The following is a 20,482-nucleotide window of genomic DNA, read 5'->3' as shown; positions in this document are numbered from 1 at the left end:
GTGTAAAAAGTATAGCGTATCATTGTAACAAAATGCAATTTGCGTAGACTAATTACAAAAGACCTACTCTTAAAATGAAAAAACTTTTACTATTAAGCTTTATCCTTGGAATATTTTTTAGCGCACATGCCCAGTTTCCCAGCGGCGGATTTGGTGGAGGACCCAAAAAATCTACAGTTACCGGACGTATTACTGCAACCATACTAGATTCATTAACTAAAAAGCCAATTGATTATGCAACGGTTTCTTTAATTAATGTAAAAGACAACAAATCTGTAAATGGTGGCGTAACCGACGAAAAAGGAAAACTAAGTTTACAGAACGTTTCTCCTGATTCATACAAATTGATGATTGGTTTTATGGGCTACAAAACAAAATCTGTTTTAGTTACCACCACGCCATCAAAACCTGATAATAATATGGGTACAATTTATATTTCATCAAGCGAAAATACACTGGCCGATGTTCAGGTCCAGGGAACCAAAGCCATTATTGAAAATAAAATCGACAGAATGGTGTATAACGCTGAGGCTGATGGAACAAATGCCGGCGGCGACGCTACTGATGTAATGCGTAAAGTACCAATGCTTTCAGTTGACCCTACAGGAAATATTCAACTTCGTGGTGGTGCTGTTCGTGTTTTAATTAATGGCAAACCTTCAGGAACAATGGCCAGTAGTGTTGCTGATGCATTAAAAATGATTCCGGCAGAGCAAATTAAAACGGTTGAAGTAATTACCAGTCCTTCTGCAAAATATGATGCCGAAGGCTCAGGAGGTATTATTAACATCATCACCAAAAAATCGAATGCTCAAGGCGTGAGTGGTTCGGTTAACGCTGCAGCAGGAACTCGCCAGAATAATGGTTCTTTTAATTTAACGGCAAAAACAGGCCGCCTAAGTGTGAATACAAGTTTGGGTACAAATTTAGCTTATGCTCAAAAATCACAAACTGAATTTATCACCAATACAACTTACCTGGATGGTACAACAAATAATATTTCGCAAAGTGGATTTTCTAAATGGAGCCGTAACGGATATAATGGTAGTGTAGGTTTGGATTACGATTTTAATGCTTATAACAATATTAGTACAACCGCAAAGTTTAATAGTTTTTCTAACGGTGGTCCAAGTGAAACAAATTATTTAATCAATAATGTGGCAGCATCTAATGTTGGAGATATGGACATGACGTTCAGAAACTTAGACTGGAATGTTGATTACCGTAAAACCAGTAAAAAAGAAGGAGAAGAATTCTCTATATCGGCACAATTATCAAATGGCAGAACACCTACAAGTTTCAGTAATTTACTTACTTCGGCTGCTTTCCCATCTGGTTTGCAAACGATAAGTAATAATAACGGTAAAAATAATGAGTATACCTTTCAAACAGATTATACTTACCCGTTCAACAAAAAAACAACTTTAGAAGTTGGTGCAAAAGCAATTTTACGCGATATACAAAGTCAGTTTGATAACACTGCTCAAGATTTTGAATATAACCAAAATGTAGGTGCAGCTTATGGTGTAATCAGTTTTGATTTAACTAAAAAATTAAAATTTAAAGGTGGAGTTAGAGCTGAGTATACCCGGATAGATTTTAATACGCAAAGCAGTGGTATTCAGAAAAATGATTATTTGAACTTATTTCCAAGTGCAATTATTTCGCAAAATTTAAAAGGTGGTGCTACGATAAAACTAAGCTACAACCGTCGCGTACAAAGACCGTCGCAATCTTATTTAAATCCTTTCCGTAACGAAAGCGACCAGTTTAATATTATGCAAGGTAATCCTCAATTAAACCCTGAGTTAAGTGATAATTTAGAGTTAGGATATAATACTTTTATCAAAGGGTCGATAATTAATGCCTCAATTTTTTACCGTCGCACAGTTGGCGTAATTGAGAATTCGATTTCACCAATTACCGAAAATGGTGTAAACAAGACATTAACTTCTTACATAAATGTTGGTACTGCTCCCGTTTACGGATTTAATGTTTTTGCATCGTACAATCTTAAACCAAAATGGACTTTAATGACCAACTTTTCAGGAAACACCTATTCTGTAACTAATAACGAAACCAATGTTAATACAGGTACTTTCTTTAACTTCAACTGGTTCGTACGCTCAGCATATGGGTTTGGTAAAGGTTATAACTTTGAGTTGTTTAACGTAATAACTTCAAAAAGACGTACCTATCAAGGTGTTACAGACCCATTTTATATCTATGGTGGGTCATTCAAAAAGAAATACTTAAGAAAAAAGGAAGTATTGGATTAGGGGTTTTAAATCCTTTTACAAAAGACCTTCACATCAAAACTGTTAATAATGCTGTTAATCAAAGAGGCACAATTTATCAAAGTCAAAACATTTATTACCCATTGCGTAACTACACAGTAAACTTTAGTTATACTTTTGGTAAACTTAAATTTACAGAGAAGAAAAAGATTAAAAACGACGATGTGAAACAAGATCAGCAACCAGGACAAGGAAGTGGAATGGGCGGTGGTGTTCAGCAGTAAAAATTCAATCTGAATATATAATATAAGTCTTTCCGGTAATTCGGGAAGACTTTTTTGCTTTAAGGGTAGTTGCTATTTGTATATAGTGTGAAATGTACAATAAGTAGGATTGTGGGTTTCTTGTTTTTGTTGTTTGGTTAATTTTGTTGAGTGTTTTGCGTTTTTAATCTCGGATTTTTGCCTGTTTTTGCAGGTAAAGGCTTTTTGTATCAAAAATTGTACGGAATTTAGCTTAGTTGATCGTGTTTTGTGCGTGTTTGTGTTTGTAAAAACCATATATTGCAATAACTAACAAATCCTTAACCTAAATAATTGTGATATGAGAAAAATCTTTACCTCACTTTTTTTCTGTGCATTTTACTGACAAGCCTATCCACAATGGCGCAGGTAAAAACCATAACAGGAAAAATAACTGCTGTTGACGATGGAGGTCCATTACCCGGAGCAAGTGTAAAAATCAAGGGCAGTACAACAGGTACTTCTACCGATTCCAATGGTAGCTTTACCATTCAGGTGCCCTCAACTAATGCTGTACTGGTCATCAGCCTTATTGGGTATAAAACACAGGAAATTACGGTTGGCAGTAAAACCACAGTTAATGTAGGGCTGGCTTCTGATGCGCAGGATCTACAGGAAGTAAATATTTCAACTGCATTAGGAATTACCCGACAGGCTAAATCTTTAGGTTATGCTGCACAATCTGTAAAATCTGAAGACCTGAATTATAATCACCAGCCTAACTTGCTCAATGCATTACAGGGTAAAATTGCAGGTGCTACAATATCCAGCACGGGTGGTGGTCCCGGCCAGGGAGCAAGTATCCGGATCAGGGGAGTTAACTCCATTGATCCTAACATTTCCGGCGATCCTTTATATGTAATAGATGGGGTGCAGATTGATAACTCTACCTCTACTGTTGGGGCTAATCCCGATGGAACCGCTTATGGTTCAAGAGGAGTAACCAATAGGGCTTCAGATATTAATCCGGAGGATATTGAAACCATCAATATTTTAAAAGGAGGTGCCGCTACCGCGCTTTATGGATTAAGAGGTGCAAATGGCGTTGTGGTAATTACTACTAAAAGAGGCAAGCAGAATGGCATTAGTGTTAATTTCAATAGTAGTTACGGCTTTGATGAAGTGTTGAAATCGCCGGATGTACAAACAGAATATACTCAAGGTGTTTTAGGTGTTTATACCAATCCTCCAGGCGGAATCGGACCAGCATGGGGCCCAACCATTGCCGAAGCGAAACTGATCGATCCTACTCACCCTGATCAATTGTTCAATAACTACGACCGTGCTTTTGGTACAGGTCAGCAGGTTAAAAATTCAATTTCGGTTGCCGGAGGAAGTGAAGCGATTAAGTTTTTCTCTTCTGTTTCGCAGTTGTATCAAAAAGGGATGATGCCAAATACCGATAATAAAAACTTCTCTGGACGTTTGAATACAGACTTTACCATCAGTCCAAAATTTAAGGCCGCTGTAAATATGAATTTCACCAATTCTGGCGGATATACTTACAGTGCAGACCGTTTTGGCGAAAGTTTGGCTTATTGGTCGCCGCGTTATGATGTAGCAGATTATCAGAATGCTGATGGTTCGCAAAAATACTTCGGTACCAATAATCCAATCTGGGGTACAGCAAACAACAGGTTTAAAGGTGATGTTAACCGGTTTATTGGTGGGGCAAGCCTGAGTTATGATCCTGCCAAATGGCTTAACTTTTCTTATCGCTTAGGTGTAGATACCTATAATGATAACCGTGTGCGCACTGCCCGCGGACCAATGTATGCTACTGAAGCTATGTATGATAATGCCCAGGGTTTTTATGGTGAATACAATACTAAGTTTAGAACCATTAACAGCACTGTCGTTGCCACACTTACTTCTAAACTAACTGATGATATTACCGGGACTTTAAGGCTTGGACAAGAGCTTTACGACCGTAAATCGAAAGAGGTCGGTACTTTAGGCAGTATTCTTGGTGTGTACGATTTCTTTAATTTAGCAAATGCGGGTGTACTTACACCAACGCAGACCTTGAAACAAAAAAGACTGATCGGTTATTTTGGAGAAGCGACTTTTGATTACAAAAATTATCTTTTCCTAACCGTAACCGGAAGAAATGACATCACTTCTACGTTGCCAAAAGCGAACAGATCGTTTTTCTATCCTTCAGCAAGTTTAAGTTATGTATTTTCCGATCAGTTTAAGTTACCAACTGTCATTAATCAGGCCAAGTTACGTTTGTCTTATGCAAGGATAGGAAAGGATGCGTCCGAGTATTCTACATTTACCGGATATTCGCCTTATACCCAGTTGCCAACCGGAACAGGTGGTTTAACCATTGCGCCAAATCTTGGCAATCCCGATCTTCGTCCTGAGTTTACCAATACCTATGAGGCTGGTTTAGAGATGTCATTCTTTAAAAATCGTTTAGGTTTCGATTTTACATACTATTATTCATTAAGCAGAGATCAGATCATCCAAACGCAGGTTTCTTCGGCAGTAGGTTATGTAACCAAATCCATCAATGCCGGCGATATCAGGAACAGGGGAGTTGAGCTGGTATTGAATGGTAAACCAATTGTATCAAAAGATTTCAGGTGGGATGTAAATGTTAATTTTTCGGCCAACAGAAACATGGTATTGAGTATGCCTAATGGCATATCTGAAATTGTTTACGGTGCCGCTAGAGGTTATGGCAATGCCGGAGTAACGATGAAACTGATCCAGGGGCAGCCTTATGGCAATATTTATGGCAGTTATTTTAACCGTTATTATGGCAGTACGCCGGAAGATCCGATTGTACTGGATAAAAGTCTTCCATTACTGATTGGAGCAAACGGATTCCCGAGCATTTCAGGTGGCAAGCAAAAATTACTGGGTAATTCGCAGCCAAACTATATCATCGGTATGGGCAATACTTTCAAATATAAAAATTTCAGTTTAAATGTATTGTTTGATGCGCGTTTAGGATTTGAAAAATACAACTGGTTAGAGGATTTTTATTCGGCCTTCGGATTGCCTGATTATACTGCTGACAGAAGGTCGTATAAGGTATTTGATGGTGTATTAGCCAATGGAACACCAAACACCAAACCAGTATGGCTGGGGCAGAATACAGTAGATGGTGTTAATTATGGAGAAGGTTATTACCGCATCTATTACCGGAACGTTTCTGAGCCTTTTGTAAGCGATGCCTCATGGGTACGTTTACGTTCTGCAAGTTTAACGTATAATTTGCCGGAGAACTGGTTGCCGGCTAAATCAATCAAAAATGCTTCACTGTCCGTTACCGGAAATAATTTATGGTTATGGACGAAATATTATGGTGTAGATCCGGAATCGAGTTCTTTCGATTCGGGTAGTAATAATGATGGCTCTGCCGGATTTACGTATCCATCTGCCCGTACAATTATGTTTACTCTTAATGTTGGTTTTTAAATAGAATTACGATGCAAAAAATTATAAAATATACATGGTGCGCAGCTATAATTGCAACACTAGGTTTGCAGAGTTGTAAAGACGATTATTTAGATAAATTGTCTGATAATCCGAATCAGGTTCCCGTGCCAACACTCAATGCACTGTTGGCTACATCAACTTACAAAATCGGAAATAACAATTACCTTATCGGAAGTATTGTCGCTCCTTATGTGCAATATACCGCCAGTCCTTCAGCTAACGCCGCTGGTGATACCTATCAGGCCATTGATTTTAGCACTACTTGGGATGCACTTTATTTTGCCATGGCCGATGCTAACGAAATGAAAAAACTGGCAGTTGCTCAAGGCTCCAGCGAATATAAAGGTGTGGCTGATGTAATTATTGCCTATAACCTTACCCTGATAAATGATTTATGGGGAGATGCTCCGTTTTCGCAGGCTTTCGATATCAACAACCTTAAGCCAAAATACGACAAACAACAGGAGGTATATAACCAGGCTATCGTACTATTGGATGAAGCCATTGCTGAACTTGCCAAAACCAATGCAACAGTTAAACTGGCACCTACAAGCGATTTAATTTATGGAAAAACTCCCGCCACAGAAAGGGCAAACTGGTTAAAAATGGCTTATGCTTTAAAAGCCAGATTATTGAACAAAATTAGTAAAACCAGTTCTTATAATCCTGCAGCAGTATTGGCAGCGCTAAGTAATTCCTTTACCACTAATGCAGATGATGCTGGCATGGCTACTTTTAAAGAGCGTAATCCATGGGCGAATGTGGCACTATCCAATTCGCAACAATCGCTGGGTGGATGGCTTTCTGAGCAATTTATTGATGCCCTAAACGGTAAAACTTTTACCGTTTTTGACCCGCGCATCGAAAAAATTACCGATAAAACCGTTAATAATACTTACATCGGAACCGTAAATGGTGCCGGTAACCGATTACCTGGTGCAAACACCACGAAAGATGAATGCTATATTTCTAGTAACTCTCCATGGACCAGCAACACATCACCAATACTTATTGTTACCTATGCCGAGTTGAAATTTATCGAAGCTGAAGCTTATTTCGATACCGATAAAACGAAAGCCTACGCAGCTTATCTGGCTGGTATTGGTGCTAATATGGATAAATTAACGGTTTCAACAACTGCTAGAGATGCTTATCTGGCCAATCCTGTTGTTAGTGTTGGTGCTGCGGACTTAACAAAAGACCTGATTTTTAAAGAAAAATACATTGCAACCTATTTAAATCCTGAAGCATGGAACGATGCCCGTCGTTTCGATTACAAGTACAAGGATTTTACCCTGCCAGTTAATTTTGCGCTTCCAACCTTTATCCGTCGTTTGGATTATCCACAGGGTGAACGTAGTAAAAACGGAGCAAATGTTCCGGCAGATGTGGCAAGAACAACCAAACTGTGGTGGGATCAGTAACATGCTTATAAAAAACAATAATCAGAGTCCTAACTGCACATCGGTTAGGGCTTTTTTAATTTATCTGCCCCATATTAAGTAATGAAAAAATCGCTGCTTATCCTGCTCCTGCTAATATCTGCCGCTAAAATTTTTGCGCAAAACTTTACACTGAAATCAGTTTTAAGTTATCCTTTTCCGACACAACTGGTAGCCTCGCCTGTTGGCGCTAAAATCGCTTGGGCCACAAACGAGCAAGGAAAAAGAAATATTTATACTGCTGAAGCGCCTGATTACAAAGCAATAAAAAATACCGGTTATAATGATGATGACGGGCAGGAATTAACCAGTTTATCTATTTCTGCAAATGGCAAATGGATTGTATTTGTACGTGGAGGAGATCATGGTGGAAGAGATGGCGGACCGGTTAACGCAAATTCATTTCCAATTGCACCAAAAATACAGGTGTTTGCTGTGCCTTTTGGTGGTGGAAAAGTTATTGCAATTGGTGAAGGAGATAATCCCGTTATTTCACCAAATAGCGAACAGGTGCTGTTTAGCAAAACAGGTCAGGTGATGGTTGCCCCCATTGATGGATCGTTTCCGGCCAAAAACCTGTTTTATGCAAAAGGCATTAACACAGGTTACAGATGGTCGCCGGATGGGAAGAAGATTGTGTTTGTATCCAACCGGACCGATCATTCTTTTATAGGTATTTATACCGATCAGCAAACCGCGATACAGTGGCTGTTACCATCTTTTTCTAAAGATAATGCACCAGTTTGGTCGCCAGATGGCCATGCGATTGCTTTTATCCGCACGGCAGGAACAGGCATTGAAACGGATTCGATTTTAACCCGAAAACATCAACCCTGGGCTATATGGACGTTTAACGTAAATACCGGAGAAGGAACACAGATTTGGAAAGCTCCCGAAACGATCAGGGGCTCTTATCCTTCGATTGATGGTGGTACCAATTTGCAATGGGCCGACGGTAAGATAATATTCACTTCGTATGAAGATGGTTGGCCGCACCTATATGCTGTTAATCCTGATGGATCAGGCCGTTTATTGCTTACCCCCGGTAATTTTGCCATTGAAAATGTTAAACTGAGCAATGATAAAAAAACATTGGTTTTTGCAGCAAACACAGGTAAAGAAGCCGATGATTTAGACAGGAGACATATTTACAAAGTATCCGTAAATAAGGCAAACATGGAGGCATTGAGTTTTGGTAAAGGTATTGAAGCCTATCCGGTAATTTCGGGAGATAACCGTACTTTTTTCTGTCTAAGTTCTACAGCAGAACGCCCGCTTTTACCTGCTGTATTAAATGATAAAAAGGCAGTTAAACTCATCGGCGAATCACTTATCCCTAACAATTTCCCCATCAAAGAAATGGTAATTCCAAAGCACGTAAATTTCAAGGCAGCCGACGGCAATATTGTATACGGACAATTGTTTTCTCCCAAAAAAGGAACTAAAAACAAGCCAGCAATCGTATATGTTCATGGTGGTCCTCAACGGCAAATGCTTTTGGGCTGGAACCCGATGGATTATTACTCCATTGATTATGCTTTAAACCAGTACCTGGTGAATATCGGTTTTATGGTTTTATCTGTAAATTATCGTTTGGGTATTGGTTATGGTTTTGATTTTCATAAACCATTAAATGCCGGGGCGCAGGGAGCCGCAGAATATCAGGATATAAAAGCAGCAGGCGAATGGTTAGCGAATCAGAAAAACATCAATAAAAATAAAATTGGCATTTATGGTGGCTCATATGGCGGCTACTTAACTGCGCTGGCGCTTGGAAAAGATGCTAAGTTGTTTGCAGCAGGCGTAGATATCCATGGCGTAAATTATCGGTTTAGCAATCCGGGAGCCGAAGGAAAGGAACCTGCCCCAGATGCTGCACTAGCCGCAAGTATTGCCAAATTATCATCTCCGGTGAGTTATATTAACACCTGGACATCGCCAACATTGATTATCCATGCAGATGACGACCGCAATGTTGCTTTTAATCAGAGTGTAGACCTGGCCAAAAGGTTTGAGGATAAAAAAATGGTATTCGAATTTTTAGTTATTCCGGATGATACCCACCACTGGATGAAGTTTTCTAACGGTTTAAAGGTGAGTGAGGCAACTGCCGATTTTCTTAAAAGGAAGTTAATGGAGAAGAAATAGATTTTACTGTTACTTTTTTTGACGCGATCATCATGCTGAATTTATTTCAGCATCTTTCCTGTTAAACCGCCTTGCTATAAAGACCCTGAAACAAGTTCAGGGTGACAACCGTTCATGCAAGCGCCAAATAACCTAATTAAGCACATTATTAATCGAACTCAGGTTAAAAGATCTCTCCATTTCGCTGCGCTACATCCGATAGCTCCTAATGTCCGCAGGTTAAAAAAAGATGCTGCAAAACCTTGATAAATAATGTTTTGCAGCAATGTAATATTCACTTAAATTAGTGTTGACCAATATTACTGCTGTGAAAATAAGAAATTCAAATCCAATATCCTCTTTCGGAGGCATAAATTTTGTTTTTGACTACTTAAACAAATTAGAAATCGATAAACTTTGCCATGCCCATCTGCCCTGCGTTGCTGCCCAAAGCAAGTATTCCTGGAAGGATGTTTTCTACTCACTTAAATCTGTTTTTCTCTGTGGCGGCGATAGTGTTGAAGATCTTCATACCCACTTAAAAAGTCATTTTCTCGACAATCCTTATCTTAGACTGGCAAGCCCCGATACTGTTTTGAGAAGACTCTCCGGGCTTACCGAAGAAACAAAAACCTGTGTAACCAAGCGGGGTGTGGTTACACATCAATATTGTACCAACCAGACCCTTGAGAACTTTAATCTGGAAGTCCTCAAAAAATCGGGGTTCTTGATTCCCAGGAACTTACCCTTGATTATGATAACACGATCATTTTCAATGAAAAACAGGACAGTAAAATGACCTACAAAAGGGATTATGGCTATCAGCCAGGTGTTTGTACCGTCAATGAGCAGTTTGTACTTTATATCGAAAATAGAAACGGAAATTCTGACGCAAAGTCATTTCAAAGGGATACGCTGGAAAGAATTTTTAATCTGCTTGAAACAAAGAAGGTAAAAAAGATTAAAAACTTTCGGGCAGATGCGGCATCCTACCAGTATGAGGTAGTTACTTTGCTGCAACAAAAGGTAGAACACTTTTACATAGGATGCAGAAACAGCTATGTCGAGAAATATTTTCCTCAAATTTGCAACTGGAAAGTGATGGAGGACAAAAATGGCCTGCTGGAAGTAGGGTACACGGACATCATTCCCTTTATAAACCAGGCCAGGGAACAAAATCAACAGCCACAGACATATCGACTGATTGCTAAACGAAGATTGAAAAAAGATGGCCAGGTAGATTTGATTACCCAGGATGCCTATGAATACAGGGGAATTCTAACCAACAACTTTGAAATGGATGTTGTTGACCTTGTCCATTTTTATAATCAGAGAGGGAGGATGGAGCGGCAATTTGATATCCTTAAAAATGATTTTGGATGGAATAACATGCCTTTCTCTACATTAAACAAAAACCTGGTTTTCCTTTATCTTACAGCGATCTGCAGAAACATATATAATAAAATCATTGATTATTTTTCACAAAAGGTAAAAACGCTGAAGCCATGTTTCAGACTAAAAAAGTTTCTTTTTAGATTCATTATCCGGCCAGCCAAATGGGTTAGGCAAGGCAGAAAGCTGAAATTAAGAATTTACTCAATAGATCATAGCTACCCATAGGGCCAGGATCACTAAAAGAAATAATAGCGCTAATATTGTTACCTGAAATACAGCCAGGAGGGGACCTCTATTTCATTTTTATGCCTAAAATAAAATTTAGATCCCAAATCTGTTCAGAAATGCCAATCAAAAATGAACTTCCGCCTGTAAATATAATTATCGTGGAATAAAATCAGGTGATATTCATTTTTAGAACTTAGTAATATTCAGATTAAGACAGACATGCGGATTTTAGGAGCTATCGGATCTAGATGACGATCTTTCTATAAGGATCTGTCAATGGTTGCTTATTAAAGAACAATATTTATTGAAGAACTGTTAAAGGTCTTCGACAGGCTCAGACTGACAACGTTTAAGTTGACGATTCTTCTATTTCTTTTTAATTCTTTTCAAAATCATCAGGCTCAGCGGATTGAAGGAATACCCGCTAATATTGTTTTGCAGCATCACTACAGATTGGTCGTAGAAAAGCGGAACAACAGGGGCATAATCCATTACGATCTGATCCATTTTACGGTACAGCTCAAACCTTTTTTCATTATCGGCTTCGTAATAGCTTTTTTCGAACAGCTCATCGAACTCTTTGTTGTAAAAAGCGGTGTAATTTGGTCCATAGGGAACTTTGTTTTTTGAGTAGAACATGGAAAGGAAATTCTCTCCATCGCCATAATCGGCTAGCCAGGAACCTCGGAAAAAGTTCACACTGTTTTTAGACATTAAATCCCTAAGGCTGGCACTTGGACTTACATCAATCTTAACTTTAATACCTACTGCAGTAAGCTGCCCCTGAATAAATTCGATCAGATCTTTATAAGTTGTAGTGGTGTTTAAGGTGACTTCTCCCATGCCTTTTCCTTCCGGGAAACCAGCTTCCGCTAAAAGTTTGGCAGCAAGTTTTGGGTTGTAGGAATATCCCCGGACAGCAAGGCTATCAAAACCAGGCATACCTTTAGGAATAAAACCAGATGTTGCCGCAACACCAATTCCATTTCTCAGGTATTTAATCAATCGGTCACGGTCTATAGCATAATTGATGGCCTGTCTGATTTTTTTAAGCGCAACGGCGAATTCTTCACAATCGAAAGACTGGTATCAACTAAAATACCAACATACTCGGTACACAGATACGGGCTTTTGGTCAATGTAAATTTTCCTTTGTATTTCGAGGTCATCTTTCCGCTTTTGGTCAGGATATCATCGCGATAACTGCCATCTACATTATAGTAAAAATCCAGGTCCTTTTTCAGGAAACTCATAAATCCACTTTGTTTATCGGTAATAAAACTGGCTTTCAACGCATCAAGATAGGGTAATGCCTTTCCTTTTTCATCTTTTTCAAAATAACGTTCGTTTTTTAAAAGCACCAATATTTCCCCTTCCTTCCAGTATTTAAATCTGAAAGGGCCGGTACCAACAGGATGACTCCTGAAATCTTTACCATAATGTTCTATAACTTCTTTGGGTACAACAGAGCAATATTGGGTGGTGAGCAAACTCATAAAGGGTGGGAAAGGGCGTACCAGTTTAATCTGGAAAGTAGAGTCGTTCAGCGCAATAAAATTGCTTTTATCCTTTACCTTGTCGCTAAAAATCCACCCACCCGATGAGGCCACTTTTGGATCAATTAACCGGTAAAAACTGTATGCAAAATCGCTTGCAACTACTTTTCGGCCTTTTCCATTTTTAAATATCGGATCGTCGTGAAAATATACATCATTGCGCAGATTAAATGTGTAAGTAAGTGCATCTTCCGAAACCTGCCAGCTTTTGGCTATGCAGGGAAGGGTTTGCAAGGATGAATCGATCTGTACCAAACCATTAAAAATCTGGTTAGTCATCCAGATGGCATTCTGGTTGCGTGCAAAAGCCGGATCAATAGAGGTTAAACCCTGATCGAGGTTGATGTTGAATACTTTTTTGTCATGATGATCAGCATTCTCCTTACATGAAAAGAATAAGATTACACAAAAAAACCAAAATATATACTTAAATGAGCCTCTCATGCGATCAGGAATGTTATTTTTGCACAAATTAATAAATTTAATGCAGATGTCTTTTTTAAACGATTTATTTATTGGCCTCGATGAAGCTAAACAGGAAGAATTGCAGGAACGTTTAGATTTAGTGGAACACAAGATTAAATTTATGGATAAAATGCCTGTAGCCTGTATAGATACCGGTAATTATCCAGGCTATCTGTTGTCAGAAGAAATTGCATTGGCAGGAGGCATGTTAGAAACCGATATTTTAAGTGCCGTTTTCATCATTTATTATCAGCCGGGCAAAACGCTTACTGATTTAATGCGGGAAGTTCCTTCTGTATTAGATGCCGATTGGCCAGCCGTAAAAAATAACCGGATAATCCTATTGAACGATGATGTAGAACGCGAGAGAACTGCAGAAAACGCCGTTTCTCTAATAGAAGATATTGCTGAGATGTTGCATCCGGGGTCCTTTATTTTCGGCCATGAAGGCGACAAGTGGATCAGGTTTGGCGCTTAGGATTTGAGATGTTAGATATGAGATTTGAGACTAAATTTGCAACGTTAAAACATTCCAACTTTAAGTTTTTCAATACTTATCGGCTAAATATAGTATCTATTAGATCAGAATATCTGACAGTATGAGTATGGCCTGGCCAGATTTATGCATCATAAACCTTCCGCCCCCTCAACCTTCCGTCCTTCAAACCTCCCTTATCTGGTATTCCTCTATTTTTCGGTAAAGTGTAGTTAAACCGATTCCCAATAACCTTGAAGTTTCAGTTTTGTTCCCCTTAGTGTGGATAAGCACCTTTTGAATATGCTGTTTTTCTATTTGTTGCAGGTTATAATCGTTTTCTATTGGTGTAAACTCAAAGAATTCGGGTGGGAGAGCCGTGGCACTTAATACATCGCCATCTGATAAAATAACTAAACGCTCGACTACATTTTTTAACTCACGAATATTTCCTTTCCAACTGTGTTCGCTCAATATGGATAAGATTTTATCGTCCATTTTTGGTGCTGGTCGATTTACCTTATTGGCAAATTCTTTCAGGTAGTACGCGGCGAGTGCAGGGATGTCGGCTTTACGCTCACGTAGTGGAGGCAAGGTGATGGTAAAAACTGAAAGCCGGTAATAGAGATCAGACCGGAATTTTCCTGATAGTGCATCAGCTTTTAAATCTTTATTGGTGGCCGCTAAAATCCGAACGTTTACCTGTTGTGTTTGGGTATCGCCTACTTTGATAAAAGTCTGGCTTTCCAGAACACGCAACAATTTTGCTTGCAAATCGAGGTTCATCTCGCCGATTTCATCCAGCAGCAAAGTACCGCCATTTGCTTCTTCCAATAACCCTTTCTTGTCTTTATTGGCACCCGTGAAGGCCCCGGCTTTATATCCGAATAATTCGCTCTCCAATAAATCCGGACTAAAACCACTGCAGTTTAAGGCCACAAATGGTTTTGCTGACCTAAGACTTTCGTAATGGATAGACTGTGCAAAAACTTCTTTTCCTGTTCCGGTTTCACCAAGCAATAAAACGGTAGTATCGGTTGTGCTTACTTTTTTTGCCAGATCAACGGCTTCCTTTAATGTTTTTGACTGACCGATAATTGTATCGAAGCTATGTTTCCTCGTGATTTTGTTTTCGAGATCGGAAACCCTGCGCTGCAGATTTGATTTATCCATCGCTTTGTATAAAAGCGGAATAATTTTCTCGTTATCGTCGCCTTTTACGAGATAATCAAATGCCCCATTTTTGATAGCCAAAACACCATCGGCAATGGTGCCATAAGCGGTAAGGTTAATAATTTCTACGTAAGGTTTTATGGCTTTGATATCTTTAACCAGCGCAACACCATTTACATCGGGAAGCTTTACATCACTGATGACAATGCTAACGTCATTACTTTTTAAAAGCTTTAGCCCTTCTTTTCCGGTATTGGCCTGTAAGGTTTTAAAACCTTCGAGCTCTATAATCCTGGAAAGTAAACTGCAAATTTTCTTTTCATCATCAATGATGAGGACCATCCCATTCATAGGTTAAATTTATGCTGCAATATTAAGGATAAAAACACCGAGGCAGATAAAATTTGGATAAAAAACTAGTAAAGGTTAAACTTGTTTTGAAATTCCCTGGTTCTGTATCTTCACAGAATGAAAGGATACTAAAAATAATGGTCTGTGGGTAATAGGCAATGGATGGCGCTTAAGACTTTAGGCTATGGACTCAGGACTTCAGACCAAACTAATTTGTACCTTTTTCGTTTCGGAGGCACTAAAGTAAAAGCTTTTTGAGCATATTTGAATTTCGCAAAACAAATAATATGTTTAAAAGATTAACTGCCATATTCACCCTATGTTTACCGGTAATGTTCTGTGCGGCGCAACAAGTTCGCCCGGCAAAATCTTCAGAGATTTATAGAGAACTCAAAACCTTAAAACACCTGCCTAAAGTTTTATATTTAGCAGCCCATCCGGATGATGAAAATACAGGCTTACTTTCGTGGTTAATTAACGATCAAAATGTAGAAACGGCCTATTTATCACTTACCAGGGGAGATGGCGGGCAAAACCTTTTGGGTACCGAACAAGGCGCAGCCCTGGGCCTGATCAGAACGCACGAACTTTTGGAAGCACGGAGGTTAGATGGTGCACAACAGTTTTTCACCCGGGCCATTGATTTTGGTTTTTCAAAAAATACCAACGATACTTTTAAACAGTGGGATGCCGATAGCATTACGGCTGATGTGGTTTGGGTAATCAGAAAATTCAGACCTGATGTGATCATCTGCCGTTTCCCGCCTACCGTTGCTGCAGGACATGGACAGCATGCTGCTTCTGCAGTTGTTGCAGAAAAGGCTTTCAAAGCTGCCGCCGATAAAAATATGTTTCCCAACCAGCTGAAATACGTTTCAGTTTGGCAACCAAAAAGATTGTTGTGGAATACCTTCAGGTTCGGATCTGTAAACACTACAGCCGAGAATCAGTTAAAAGTAACCGTTGGTCAGTACGATGCACAGTTGGGCATGGGGTATGGCGAGTTGGCCGGTTTAAGCCGAAGTCTGCATAAAAGCCAGGGCGCAGGAACACAATCCGTGGCTGGTGTACGCACTGAGTATTTTACCAATATTTTGGGCGACCCTGCAAAGCGGACACTATTTGATGGATTAAACCTTAACTGGTCGGAAAAAGGAATTGGTGATATTGATGAACTGATTGACATTGTGTTGTTATCTTTCAATTACAACCAGCCAGATAAAAGCCTGCATGGACTGTTGATGCTGAGAAAGAAAATTGCCGAATTACAGGATCCGGGGTTAAGAAAAGATAAACTGGCGGCTATCGATCAGATTATTTTAAGTTGTGCAGGTTTTATGGGCGAAGTGGTTACAAACCAGCCCGAAGCCATAGCAGGCAATGGATATAATTTCCGTTTAAATTTAATTTCGAGATCAGCCACTCCGGTAACGTTAGTAAGTGTAAACTGGTTAAACCAAACAGATAACCTGAACAGGACTCTATCTAACGATTCGCTGATTACCATTGAACGTAAAATTCAGGTTCCAGCTGATGCGGCAATTACCGAACCTTATTGGCTGGCCAAACCAGCAAAAGATGCTGCGACTTTCAGTGTTGCCAACGATACCTTAATCGGATTACCAGAAATGCAGTCGCCACTTAATGTGTTGTTGTCGCTAAAGATTGAAAATGAAAAATTTGAGATTAAACTGCCCTTATCTTATAAAAAATTAGATCCTGTTAAAGGTGACGTTGTAGAAACCCTGCGGATTATTCCACCGCTTGATTTGAGTTTTGCCGAGCCTGTTTATTTTGCTAAAGAAAAAGAAGCGTTAAGTGTTACACTCCGTTTAAGAGCAAATAAAAACATCAATTATGGTAAAGTGAGTTTTAAGATTGGCAATCAGGTGATAAAAACCTTTCAGGGAATCAATTTGCCAGAGAATACCATCACCACCAAAGATTTTCTGATCCCGGTTGAAGATCTGGCCAAAATAAAAACCAGTCAGAATAAGCTTGAAGCTGTTTTCTCGTCAGAAGCGAATGAATATTCCAAAGGTCAGGTATTGATCCAATACCCGCATTTACCAACCTTGCAGTATTTTGTGCCCGCTACCACCTGGTTGATCAAAGGCGATGTGAAGGTATTGGCCAAAAAAATTGGATACATTGAAGGAGCAGGCGACTTAATCCCTGAATTTTTAAGACAGGCTGGTTTGCAAGTAGATGTACTTAATGAAGCCGATATCCTAAATGCTTCAAAACTGGCCACTTATGATGCCGTGGTAACTGGTGTAAGGATGATCAATACTGAGAAAAGGATTAAAAACTGGCAAACTGCATTGCGTAATTATGTAGAAAATGGCGGAACCATTGTAATGCAGTACAATACCACACAGGACATGGCCTTACAGGATTTCGGGATTTATCCATTCTCGATTAGTGGCAAAAGGGTTACCGAAGAAAATGCGGAGGTTAAATTCTTGAACCCTGGCCATAAACTCTTAAATTATCCGAATAAAATTACTGCCGAGGATTTTAAAGGCTGGGTGCAGGAGCGTGGAGCTTATTTCCCTGATCAATGGGATGCCAAATACGAACCCCTTTTCGAAATGAACGATACCGGTGAAGAGCCGCTTCGAGGCTCAACCCTGTATGCTAAATATGGCAAGGGAAATTTCATTTATACGCCTCTGGCATTTTTTAGACAATTGCCCGCCGGAAATGTTGGCGCAGCCAGGTTGTTCTTTAACTTTTTATCAGCCGGGAAGTGATGAAAAACCGACTTAAAAACTGGAACACCTGGTACATCCTTTTGGCACTTGCACTGGTATTTCAGATTGTATTTTATTACCTGTTTACTAAATTCTGGGCATGAGTAATATCGATTGGTCCGTACTGATATTTACTTTACTTGCTGTGGTAACCTATGGCGTTTTTATTGGTCGCGGGCAAAAAAGTAATGCATCCTATTTAAAGGCCGATAATAAAATGCCCTGGTACATTGTGCTATTGGGTATTATGGCTACACAGGCAAGTGCGATTACTTTTTATCAGCACCAGGGCAGGCCTATACTGATGGCATGCGCTTCGTGCAGTATTATTTTGGTCTGCCCCTGGCAATGATTGTGATCTGCATTACTTTCATCCCGATTTTTCAACGGTTAAATGTATATACAGCCTACGAATATTTGGAGAATCGTTTTGATAAAAAAACAAGGGTTTTAACTTCATTGCTATTTCTGTTCTCGCGTGGATTATCAACGGGGATCAGTATTTACGCACCCAGTATAATCCTATCCAGTGTTTTAAACTGGAATATTTATTTAACCAATATCCTTACCGGCGGCATTTTATTGATTTATACTTATGTAGGCGGAGCTAAGGCAATTGCACATACACAAAAACTACAGTTTTTGATTATCCTGGGTACCATGGCATTCGCCGGATACCTTTTGGTGCTGCACATGCCTGATGGAATCGGATTTAAAGATGCGCTTTACCTGGCCGGGAAATCGGGTAAATTAAATGTAATTACCACCGATTTCGACTGGAAGGATAAATACAATATCTGGAGTGGTTTAATTGGAGGTTTTTTCTCGCACTGTCTTACTTCGGCACAGATCAGAGCCAGGTTGGAAGATATATTACCGCGAAAGACAATACCAATGCTAAAATGGGATTATTATTAAATGGATTGGTTAAAATACCGATGCAGTTTGCTATCCTCTTAATCGGTGCATTATTATTTGCTTTTTCTCTTTAAAACCGGCACCAATTTATTTCAATGAACGGTCCTATCAGTATTTAAAAGAAACCCAACCTCAGCAAGCCGCAGCTTTCGAAAAGGAACACGATGTTTTAGCGCAGAAATTTAACCAGCAATCAAAAAATATCCTTGTAGAAAAGAAAAAGCAATCACCATCTCTAAATTCTTCGATAGAGAATTTTAAATCGACCCAAAAACAGGTAAAAGAACTGCACGGCAGAGTAGAAGAGGCCATCAACAAATCGAACTACAATGCAGAAAAAACCGATACCAATTATATCTTTTTATATTTTGTAAAGAATACCCTTCCCGTTGGGATGATCGGTCTGCTTTTCGCTGTAATATTTTTGGCCAGCTGGGGCTCTATTTCAGCAGCATTAAATTCGCTGGCTGCCTGTTCTTTAAAAGATGTACACCTCATTTTCGGTAAAAAAGAAGTAGATGACGAAACTGAATTAAAATATAGCCGTTTGCATACTTTAGCCTGGGGTATTTTTTCGATAGCTGTTGCCATGTTTGCTACACAAATGGGTTCGCTGATTGAAGCAGTTAATGTATTGGGCTCGCTTTTTTATGGACCAATCTTGGGTATTTTCCTGGTGGCATTCTATTTTAAAAAGATAAACGGCTCCCTGGTTTTTATTGCAGCCATCCTTTCCGAAATTGCCGTCGTAGCAGTATATGAGTTCGATATTGTTTCATTTCTCTGGCTCAATGTAATCGGCGCAGCAGCAGTAATTATGTTCTCGGTAATTGGCCTCTTGTTTGCTAACTCCAAAACCGTAGCCGACAGGTAAAGTTAATTTTTACGTTCAGCAGATATTCATTCGCCGGGCACAAGCCTAAAATGTAATACCTTTATTTTCGACAAAATAGATAACGCTAAATATGAACGACGCTTGGGTTGACAGGTGGAATGACCGATACAGGACCGATGAGTTTGCTTATGGCGAACAACCGAATAACTATTTAAAAGAGCAGTTGGTGCAACTCAAGACCGGAACAATACTTTTTCCGGCAGAAGGCGAAGGCCGAAATGCTGTTTTTGCAGCTAAACTCGGTTGGAAGGTTTCGGCCTTTGATATTAGTATTGAAGGAAAGAACAAAGCACTTCAACTCGCAGAAAACAATAACGTTAGCATTGATTACCAGGTGGGCGAACTTCAGGAGCTGGACTATGAAGCTGAACAGTTTGGTGCCATTGCCTTAATTTATGCACACTTTCCAGCGGCAATTAAATCAACCTACCACAAAATACTTAGCAATTATTTACGCAAGGGCGGTTTGCTTATTTTCGAAGCTTTTAGCAAGAAACATCTTGATTATCTTGCCAAAAATGAAAAAGTTGGTGGCCCGAAAGAAATCGATATGCTATTTTCTACCGAAGAAATAAAAGCTGATTTTGAAAATTATGAGATTATTGTATTGGAAGAAAAAGAAATTGAACTGAGCGAAGGTTTGTTCCATAACGGGCAAGGTTCTGTAATTAGGTTTGTGGGTCGGAAAAAATAGAAAATCAGAAGTGAA

Annotated in this window: 16 protein-coding genes; 13 read left to right on the top strand and 3 right to left on the bottom strand. The window is 39.3% G+C overall.

Annotated features, from left to right (window positions below; translation table 11 throughout):
* Nucleotides 1-74 precede the first annotated feature (74 nt).
* The 7 genes from ACQ86H_RS22650 (at nt 75) to ACQ86H_RS22620 (ending at nt 11,181) form a co-directional block, all read left to right on the top strand.
* Nucleotides 75-2,279, top strand: a complete 2,205-nt coding sequence (locus ACQ86H_RS22650) for a TonB-dependent receptor domain-containing protein (protein WP_431292580.1) — start codon at nt 75-77, stop codon at nt 2,277-2,279.
* A gap of 101 nt (nt 2,280-2,380) precedes the next feature.
* Entirely contained in the window at nt 2,381-2,521 is a 141-nt protein-coding gene (locus ACQ86H_RS22645; protein ID WP_431292579.1) for a hypothetical protein, read from the top strand.
* Nucleotides 2,522-2,899: 378 nt separating this feature from the next.
* A complete protein-coding gene (locus tag ACQ86H_RS22640; RefSeq protein ID WP_431292578.1) occupies nt 2,900-5,971 on the top strand; it encodes a SusC/RagA family TonB-linked outer membrane protein in 3,072 nt (1,023 codons plus the stop codon).
* Between the two features lie 11 nt (nt 5,972-5,982).
* On the top strand, nt 5,983-7,416 hold the full coding sequence (locus ACQ86H_RS22635) for a SusD/RagB family nutrient-binding outer membrane lipoprotein (RefSeq protein ID WP_431292577.1): 1,434 nt from the start codon (nt 5,983-5,985) through the stop codon (nt 7,414-7,416).
* A gap of 81 nt (nt 7,417-7,497) precedes the next feature.
* A complete protein-coding gene (locus ACQ86H_RS22630) occupies nt 7,498-9,582 on the top strand; it encodes a S9 family peptidase (RefSeq protein ID WP_431292576.1) in 2,085 nt (694 codons plus the stop codon).
* A 307-nt stretch (nt 9,583-9,889) separates the two neighbouring features.
* Nucleotides 9,890-10,360, top strand: a complete 471-nt coding sequence (locus tag ACQ86H_RS22625) for a hypothetical protein (protein WP_431292575.1) — start codon at nt 9,890-9,892, stop codon at nt 10,358-10,360.
* Nucleotides 10,279-11,181 carry a transposase gene (locus ACQ86H_RS22620; RefSeq protein WP_431295335.1) on the top strand — a complete coding sequence of 301 codons (903 nt, stop codon included), beginning with the start codon at nt 10,279-10,281 and terminating at the stop codon, nt 11,179-11,181. The genes ACQ86H_RS22625 and ACQ86H_RS22620 overlap by 82 nt, the downstream gene beginning before the upstream one ends.
* A 369-nt stretch (nt 11,182-11,550) precedes the next feature.
* Here the strand turns inward: ACQ86H_RS22620 and ACQ86H_RS22615 are convergent, their stop codons facing one another.
* The gene (locus ACQ86H_RS22615) at nt 11,551-12,204 is read right to left on the bottom strand and encodes an ABC transporter substrate-binding protein (protein ID WP_431295450.1); all 654 of its coding nucleotides are present in this window, start codon (nt 12,202-12,204) and stop codon (nt 11,551-11,553) included.
* Complete coding sequence (locus tag ACQ86H_RS22610; protein WP_431292574.1) at nt 12,201-13,184, bottom strand: ABC transporter substrate-binding protein; 984 nt, start codon at nt 13,182-13,184, stop codon at nt 12,201-12,203. The genes ACQ86H_RS22615 and ACQ86H_RS22610 overlap by 4 nt, the downstream gene beginning before the upstream one ends.
* Before the next feature lie 46 nt (nt 13,185-13,230).
* On the opposite strand from ACQ86H_RS22610, the gene ACQ86H_RS22605 reads away from it, so the two are divergent.
* Complete coding sequence (locus tag ACQ86H_RS22605; protein WP_431292573.1) at nt 13,231-13,683, top strand: hypothetical protein; 453 nt, start codon at nt 13,231-13,233, stop codon at nt 13,681-13,683.
* Nucleotides 13,684-13,866: 183 nt separating this feature from the next.
* On the opposite strand, the gene ACQ86H_RS22600 is transcribed toward ACQ86H_RS22605, so the two are convergent.
* Entirely contained in the window at nt 13,867-15,204 is a 1,338-nt protein-coding gene (locus tag ACQ86H_RS22600; protein ID WP_431292572.1) for a sigma-54-dependent transcriptional regulator, read from the bottom strand.
* A gap of 287 nt (nt 15,205-15,491) precedes the next feature.
* Here ACQ86H_RS22600 and ACQ86H_RS22595 point away from each other — a divergent pair, with 287 nt between their 5' ends.
* From ACQ86H_RS22595 to ACQ86H_RS22575, 5 genes are all read left to right on the top strand, one after another.
* Nucleotides 15,492-17,960, top strand: a complete 2,469-nt coding sequence (locus ACQ86H_RS22595; RefSeq protein WP_431292571.1) for a PIG-L family deacetylase — start codon at nt 15,492-15,494, stop codon at nt 17,958-17,960.
* Nucleotides 17,961-18,060: 100 nt separating this feature from the next.
* Nucleotides 18,061-18,312 (top strand): hypothetical protein, encoded by a 252-nt coding sequence (locus ACQ86H_RS22590; protein WP_431292570.1) that lies wholly within the window; start codon nt 18,061-18,063, stop codon nt 18,310-18,312.
* The gene (locus tag ACQ86H_RS22585) at nt 18,270-18,878 is read left to right on the top strand and encodes a sodium:solute symporter family transporter (RefSeq protein WP_431292569.1); all 609 of its coding nucleotides are present in this window, start codon (nt 18,270-18,272) and stop codon (nt 18,876-18,878) included. The genes ACQ86H_RS22590 and ACQ86H_RS22585 overlap by 43 nt, the downstream gene beginning before the upstream one ends.
* 49 nt (nt 18,879-18,927) lie before the next feature.
* Nucleotides 18,928-19,752 (top strand): sodium:solute symporter family transporter, encoded by an 825-nt coding sequence (locus ACQ86H_RS22580; RefSeq protein ID WP_431295449.1) that lies wholly within the window; start codon nt 18,928-18,930, stop codon nt 19,750-19,752.
* A 91-nt stretch (nt 19,753-19,843) separates the two neighbouring features.
* Complete coding sequence (locus ACQ86H_RS22575; protein ID WP_431292568.1) at nt 19,844-20,467, top strand: class I SAM-dependent methyltransferase; 624 nt, start codon at nt 19,844-19,846, stop codon at nt 20,465-20,467.
* Nucleotides 20,468-20,482 lie beyond the last annotated feature (15 nt).

The organism is Pedobacter sp. P26 (assembly GCF_050632135.1).
In the GTDB taxonomy this organism is placed as follows: Bacteria; Bacteroidota; Bacteroidia; order Sphingobacteriales; family Sphingobacteriaceae; genus Pedobacter.
Note: the sequence above shows the minus strand (reverse complement) of the source record. Positions and strands in the feature narration are given on the sequence as shown.